The 6,489-nt window shown below is 69.2% G+C and carries 5 protein-coding genes; 1 reads left to right on the top strand and 4 read right to left on the bottom strand.

Going from position 1 to position 6,489, the window contains the following annotated elements; translation table 11 throughout:
- From GT042_RS00140 to GT042_RS00125, 4 genes are all read right to left on the bottom strand, one after another.
- Positions 1–1,341 (bottom strand): AI-2E family transporter (locus GT042_RS00140; RefSeq protein ID WP_161306636.1); only part of this gene is annotated, 1,341 nt, incomplete at its 3' end.
- Between the two features lie 147 nt (positions 1,342–1,488).
- Positions 1,489–2,208, bottom strand: a complete 720-nt coding sequence (locus GT042_RS00135) for a lytic transglycosylase domain-containing protein (protein ID WP_161306635.1) — start codon at positions 2,206–2,208, stop codon at positions 1,489–1,491.
- 388 nt (positions 2,209–2,596) lie between these two features.
- Positions 2,597–3,919 carry a PhoH family protein gene (locus GT042_RS00130; protein ID WP_161306634.1) on the bottom strand — a complete coding sequence of 441 codons (1,323 nt, stop codon included), beginning with the start codon at positions 3,917–3,919 and terminating at the stop codon, positions 2,597–2,599.
- A 394-nt stretch (positions 3,920–4,313) separates the two neighbouring features.
- The gene (locus tag GT042_RS00125; RefSeq protein ID WP_161306638.1) at positions 4,314–5,075 is read right to left on the bottom strand and encodes an isoprenyl transferase; all 762 of its coding nucleotides are present in this window, start codon (positions 5,073–5,075) and stop codon (positions 4,314–4,316) included.
- A gap of 157 nt (positions 5,076–5,232) precedes the next feature.
- Between GT042_RS00125 and mgrA the strand changes: the two genes are divergently transcribed.
- A complete protein-coding gene (gene mgrA / locus GT042_RS00120) occupies positions 5,233–6,270 on the top strand; it encodes an L-glyceraldehyde 3-phosphate reductase (protein WP_161306633.1) in 1,038 nt (345 codons plus the stop codon).
- Positions 6,271–6,489: the final 219 nt, after the last annotated feature.

Here is a 6,489-nt window from a genome sequence, read left to right as displayed (position 1 = left end):
CTGCGCCCGTGGTTCGGGGGCCGGCGCCTCGGGGCCGTCCTCCGGCGCCGGCGGGTCCGCCGCCTCGGACGCCTGGCGCAACGCCTGCTCCTGGCTGTACGAGCGGAGGTAGCCGACCACGGTGTTGGTCACCGCCACCAGCGGCACCGCCACCACCGCTCCCCCGATCCCCGCGACCAGCCCGCCCGCGGCGACCGACAGGACCACGGCGAGCGGGTGCACCCGTACCGCCCGGCCCAGGATGAAGGGCTGGAGGATGTGCCCCTCGATCTGCTGCACGGCGAGGACCACGGCCAGGACCATCAGCGCCGTGAACACGCCGTCGGTGACCAGCGCGACGACAACCGCCAGGGCGCCCGAGATCACCGCGCCGACCAGCGGGATGAACGCGCCCAGGAAGATGAACACCGCCAGCGGTACGGCGAGCGGCACGTCGAGGAAGTAGAGGCCGAGGCCGATGAAGCCCGCGTCGATCAGGGCCACCAGGACCGTGCCGCGTACATAGGCGGTCAGGGTGTGCCAGGCCCGCGGCCCGGCCCCCGCGACGCCTTCACGCGCCTGCGCCGGGACGAGCTTCAGGGTCCAGCGCCAGATGCGCTTGCCGTCGTACAGCAGGAAGAGGGTCGAGAACATGGCGAGCAGCGCGCCGGTCAGGAACTCGACCATCACGGTCACGCCCTGGAGGCCGGCGGAGGTGATCTCCTCGGTGTTCGTGCCGACGGCGTCGCTCAGGTTGTTCGCTATGTCGTTGATCTGCTTCTCGGTGACATGGAACGGGCTGTTGAGCAGCCAGCGCTTCAGCTCGTCGATGCCGTCCGTGACCCGGTTGGAGAGGTCGTCGAGGTTCTCCAGGACCTGCCACACCACGAACCAGCCGACGAGTCCCATCAGGACGAACCCGGCGATCGCGGTGAGGGCGGTCGCGACGCCGCGCGGTACGCCGAACCGCTTGAGCCACGCGACCGTCGGCTGGAGCAGTGCCGTGATCAGCAGGGCGGCGGCGAAGGCGAGCACCACGAGCTGGACGGCGCTGATGACCCGCATGAGCACCCAGAGGGTGCCGGCCAGCACGAGCAGCCGCCACGCGGCCTCCCCCGCGACCCGGATGCCCCACGGTATGGCGGCGACGGGGTCGGGCCTGGCGGCGACGGCGGGGGCGTACGCGGGGGGCGGCGGGACACTCTCCCGGGCGGGTGACGGCAGCGGCGCGGACGCCGGCAGGTCGGCGGTGACGTCGTCCTCCGCTTCCGCCTCGACCTCGGCCTTGCGCCGGTCCAGGCGCTCCCCCATGTGGGTCAGCCCTGTACCTACGCGTCCCAGCCACCCCGGCAGTCTTGACATGTTGCTTCCTCTTCCCCCCGACTGTCTCCCCACGCGTCCCTCCGGGGCCCGTCCGAAACGACCGTACACGGGCGAAGCCCCCCACCGAAGGACGGTGAGGGGCTTCACAAGGTTGAGCGCGGGGCGGACGGGTCCGCCGGGCGGGGCCTAGTACCAGTTGTTGGCCTGCCAGAACGACCAGGCGCCACAGGGGCTGCCGTAGCGGTCGTCCATGTAGCCCAGGCCCCACTTGATCTGCGTGGCCGGGTTGGTCTGCCAGTCGGCTCCGGCCGAGGCCATCTTGGAGCCGGGGAGCGCCTGGACGAGGCCGTACGCGCCCGAAGACGCGTTCTGGGCCTTGTAGTTCCAGGTGGACTCGTGGTTCACGATGTTGCTGAAGCACTGGTACTGGTCGGCGGGGACCAGCTGGCGTGCGATCGCCTGGACCTCGGCGACGGTGTACGAGCTCTGCGCGGAGAAGGAGGCGATCGAGACCGTCGACTCCTTGGCCTTCTTCTCGGCCTCCGCCTTGGCCTTGGCCTCCGCGGCTTCCTTCTTCTCCTGCTCCGCCTTCTCCTCGGCGGCCTGCTTCTTGGCCGTCGCGTCCTTGGCGGCCTGGAGGCGGGCGCTTTCCTCGGCGGACTTCTGCGCGGCCGTGTCGGCGGCGGAGGCCTGTGCCTCCGCCTGCTGGGTCAGCGACGCGGTCTGGACCTGCGCCTGCTGGCCCGCGGGGATGTCTGCGAGGAGCGTCGTGTCGGCTGCGGTGGCCTCGAAGTTGTCGTCCGAAACCTGCGCGGTGGCGCCCGAGGCGACCCCCACGACTGCGCCGACGGTGGTGACCGCGGTGGCAGAAGCCACGGCGAACCCCCGGACCGAGATCCGGCTCACACGGTGTCCTTCCAGCATCGCCCGCATAGGTGACCTCGCGGACGCGATCGTGCCCCTGGCACTGGACTCCGCACTACTGGGTCACGGGAGACTCGGGCCCGACGGACGATCCCCGCGCGGGGATCACCACTTGGTGCTCGGGCGGCATGCGGCGGCAAGTGTGGAGTTGTGTGGTGTCGCACCTCTGGAGGTACGGGTGTGCCGCATGCGGGGGCCTGACGGAAGCAAGACTCTGCCGGAAGCCGACGCCGCGAGGCAATTAATCGTTGCGTGGGATAGCTCACACCTCGTTTGCCCCACGAGATTCGCGGAAAAGGGCGCGCGGCACGACGCCGCCCGGCTAAGCTCCTGGGCTTCGCCGGGCGGCGCCAACTGGGGTGATACGTACCTAGATCTGGCCGTCCTCCAGCATTTCGGTCACGAGCGCGGCGATCTCCGAACGCTCGGAGCGGGTGAGGGTGACATGCGCGAAGAGCGGATGGCCCTTGAGCTTCTCGACGACCGCCACGATGCCGTCGTACCGGCCCACCCTCAGGTTGTCGCGCTGCGCGACGTCGTGCGTGAGCACCACCCGGGAGTTGGCCCCGATCCGGGAGAGGACCGTCAGCAGGACGTTCCGCTCCAGGGACTGGGCCTCGTCGACGATGACGAACGCGTCGTGCAGGGACCGGCCGCGGATGTGCGTGAGCGGCAGCACTTCGAGCATGCCGCGCCCCAGCACCTCCTCGATCACGTCACGGCCGGCGACCGCGGAGAGCGTGTCGAAGACCGCCTGCGCCCAGGGGCTCATCTTCTCGGCCTCGGAGCCCGGCAGATAGCCCAGCTCCTGGCCGCCGACCGCGTACAGCGGCCGGAAGACCATCACCTTCTGGTGCTGCCTGCGCTCCAGGACCGCCTCCAGGCCCGCGCAGAGGGCCAGCGCCGACTTGCCGGTGCCGGCCCGGCCGCCCATCGACACGATGCCGATGTCCGGGTCGAGGAGGAGGTCGAGGGCGATGCGCTGCTCGGCGCTGCGGCCGTGGATCCCGAAGGCCTCCCGGTCGCCGCGGACGAGCCGTACGTTGCCCTCGGGGGTGACCCGCCCGAGCGCCTTGCCGCGGTCGGACTGGAGGACCAGCCCGGTGTGCACCGGCAGGTCGCCCGCCTCGGGCACGAAGACCGACTCCTCCGAGTAGAGGAGATCGATCTGGTCGGCGGCGAGGGTCAGCTCGCTCATCCCCGTCCAGCCCGAATCGGTGATGGCGAGCTCGGCGCGGTACTCCTCGGCGAGGAGACCGACCGACGACGCCTTGATGCGCAACGGCAGGTCCTTGGAGACGACCGTGACGTCGTACCCCTCGGCCTGGAGATTTCGCGCGACCGCGAGAATCCGTGAGTCGTTGTCCCCCAATCGGAAGCCGGCGGGCAAAATGCCGGGATCAGAGTGGTTGAGCTCGACACGGAGGCTGCCGCCCAGATCGCCCAGCGGGATGGGGGCGTCGAGGCGGCCGAACCGGATGCGGAAGTCGTCCAGCAGGCGCAGGGCCTGCCGGGCGAAATACCCCAGCTCCGGATGGTGCCTCTTGGCCTCCAACTCCGTGATCACCACGATCGGCAGCACAACCTCGTGCTCGTCGAAGCGGGACATGGCGTTCGGATCGGCCAGCAGGACGCTGGTGTCGAGAACGTAGGTGCGCCGGTCAGGCATGCGGCGCTTCGAGCTTGTCACCACGGAAGGACGTACCCCCTCGGATGAGGTCGGGGTGCGACGGCGTCGCGGGCGGGTGGACCGGGCTGCGGACCCCGTGCGCGGGCCGAGCTCCGGCCCTCCACGTCGCCCGTACGTCTGACCGTACGGTCGTCCTGGTGCAAAGGGCCTCCCGGGCGGACGGCCCCATGCCGTCCGCTGAGATGCGACATCCGCCCGGCAGCTGCTCCCGGAAGGCTTTTCGGACGTCGACCTGGAAGCTGTATTCCCTGGAACGCGCTCAGCCATGCCATGGCATATGACGGACGGCGGGTGAACCTCGGGTGACATGGGCACGGACCACAGGGGTACGGGCCCGGCCTGACGGCACTACCAGGGCGCGGAGGCCTTGGGAAGCAAGGGCTCGGTCAGGTTCCGGTCAGGTTCCGTAGCGGCGGTGACGGGCCGCGTAATCGCGCAGGGCGCGGAGAAAGTCGACTTTACGGAAGGCCGGCCAGAAGACTTCGCAGAAGTAATACTCCGAATGGGCGCTCTGCCAGAGCATGAAGCCGGAGAGCCGCTGTTCTCCGCTGGTGCGGATGACCAGATCGGGGTCGGGCTGGCCGCGCGTGTAGAGGTGCGAGGAGATCATGTCGGTGTCGACGATCTCGGCGAGCTCCTCGAAGGAGGTGCCCTTGCTCGCGTGGTCGAGGAGCAGGGAGCGGACCGCGTCCGCGATCTCCTGACGGCCGCCGTAGCCCACGGCGACGTTGACGAGTATTCCCTTGTTGCCGAGCGTGGCCTGCTCGGCCTCCTTGAGGACGGTCTGGGTACGGGCGGGCAGCAGGTCGAGCGTGCCCACGTGGTGGACCTGCCACCGGCCGTCGGCGGCCAGCTGGCGGACCGTGTTCTCGATGATGCCGAGGAGCGGGACCAGCTCGTCCTCGGGGCGGTCGAAGTTGTCCGTGGAGAGCATCCAGAGGGTGACGACCTGGACGTCGGTCTCGGAGCACCAGCCGAGCAGTTCGAGGATCTTGCTGGCGCCCGCCTGGTGTCCTTGCTCGGCCGTACCGCCGGACGCCTTCGCCCAGCGACGGTTGCCGTCCAGGATGACGCCGATGTGCTTGGGCACCTGGTCGTGGTCGAGACGGCCTTCCACCCGGCGTGCGTAGAGCCTGTACACCAGGTCGCGCAGGTTCACTGAGTCCACCTCTCGATTCCGTGGGGACCGGCGCGTCCACTAAGTCCACTGACGGGATCCTGGGGCCGGCCCAGGGACCCCGAAGCCGTCACAGTACTGCGCGGGCACCACGGGCACCCAACCCGCTCTGTCACAAGTCCGTGATAAGGAAGTATGTGTGACTGATTTTCCTTCTTACCCCGCAGCCGACGACCGGTACGACTCCATGGAGTACCGGCGCAGCGGTCGCAGCGGCCTCAAACTGCCCGCGATCTCGCTCGGCCTCTGGCACAACTTCGGTGACGACTACGCGATCGAGTCGCAGCGCGCCATCCTGCGCCGCGCCTTCGATCTAGGTGTCACGCACTTCGACCTGGCGAACAACTACGGTCCGCCCCCCGGCTCCGCCGAGCTGAACTTCGGCAAGATCTTCGGGCAGGACTTCAGGGCCTACCGGGACGAACTGGTCCTCTCGACCAAAGCCGGCTATCTGATGCACCCGGGTCCTTACGGCGAGTGGGGTTCCCGTAAGTACCTGCTGTCGTCGCTCGACGCGTCCCTGTCGCGGATGGGCGTCGACTACGTCGACATCTTCTACTCGCACCGCCCGGACAAGAACACTCCTCTTGAGGAGACGATGGGCGCGCTGGCGTCGGCCGTGCAGCAGGGCAAGGCGCTGTACGTGGGTGTCTCGTCGTACACGGCGGCGGACACCGCCGAGGCGGCCCGCATCCTCAAGGAGATGGGTGTTCCGGCGCTCATCCACCAGCCGTCGTACTCGATGATAAATCGCTGGATCGAGGACGACGGGCTCCTCGACACCCTGGAGCAGGCGGGGATGGGCTGCATCTCGTACGTCCCGCTGGCCCAGGGCCTACTGACGAACAAGTACCTCAAGGGGATCCCGGAGGGGTCGCGGGCGACCCAGGGCAAGTCCCTGGACCCGCACCTGCTGTCGGACGAGGTCGTCCGGCGCCTGAACGGGCTGAACGACATCGCGGGCCGGCGCGGTCAGTCGCTGGCGCAGCTGGCGCTGAACTGGGTGCTGCGTGACCCGCGGATGACGTCGGCGCTGATCGGCGCGTCCAGCGTGAAGCAGCTGGACGAGAACGTGGCGGCGCTGTCGGCGGCGCCGCTGTCCGAGGACGAGCTGGCGGAGATCGACACCTTCGCGGTGGACACCGAGGGCACGAACATCTGGGCCGGGCGGAACTGACGGTCCTGACGGTGTCAGGACATGAAAAAACGGGCCGGTCCGTGGGGGGGATACGGACCGGCCCGAGGGGGGGAGTTCCACCATAACCCTTCGTAAGGGTTGGTGCGCCCCTTGCTGCGCCCCGAGGGGCGCGGGTTGGCGGGCGGGCAGCGGTTCGACCCCTTGCGGGGCCCGGGATTCCGGGCTTTTTCGCGGTACGGCCCCGGGGAAATGGCGAGA

The organism is Streptomyces sp. SID3212 (genome assembly GCF_009865405.1).
Classification (GTDB): Bacteria; Actinomycetota; Actinomycetes; order Streptomycetales; family Streptomycetaceae; genus Streptomyces.
The sequence above is the reverse complement of the archived record's forward strand: the minus strand, read 5'-3'. Positions and strand labels throughout refer to the sequence as shown.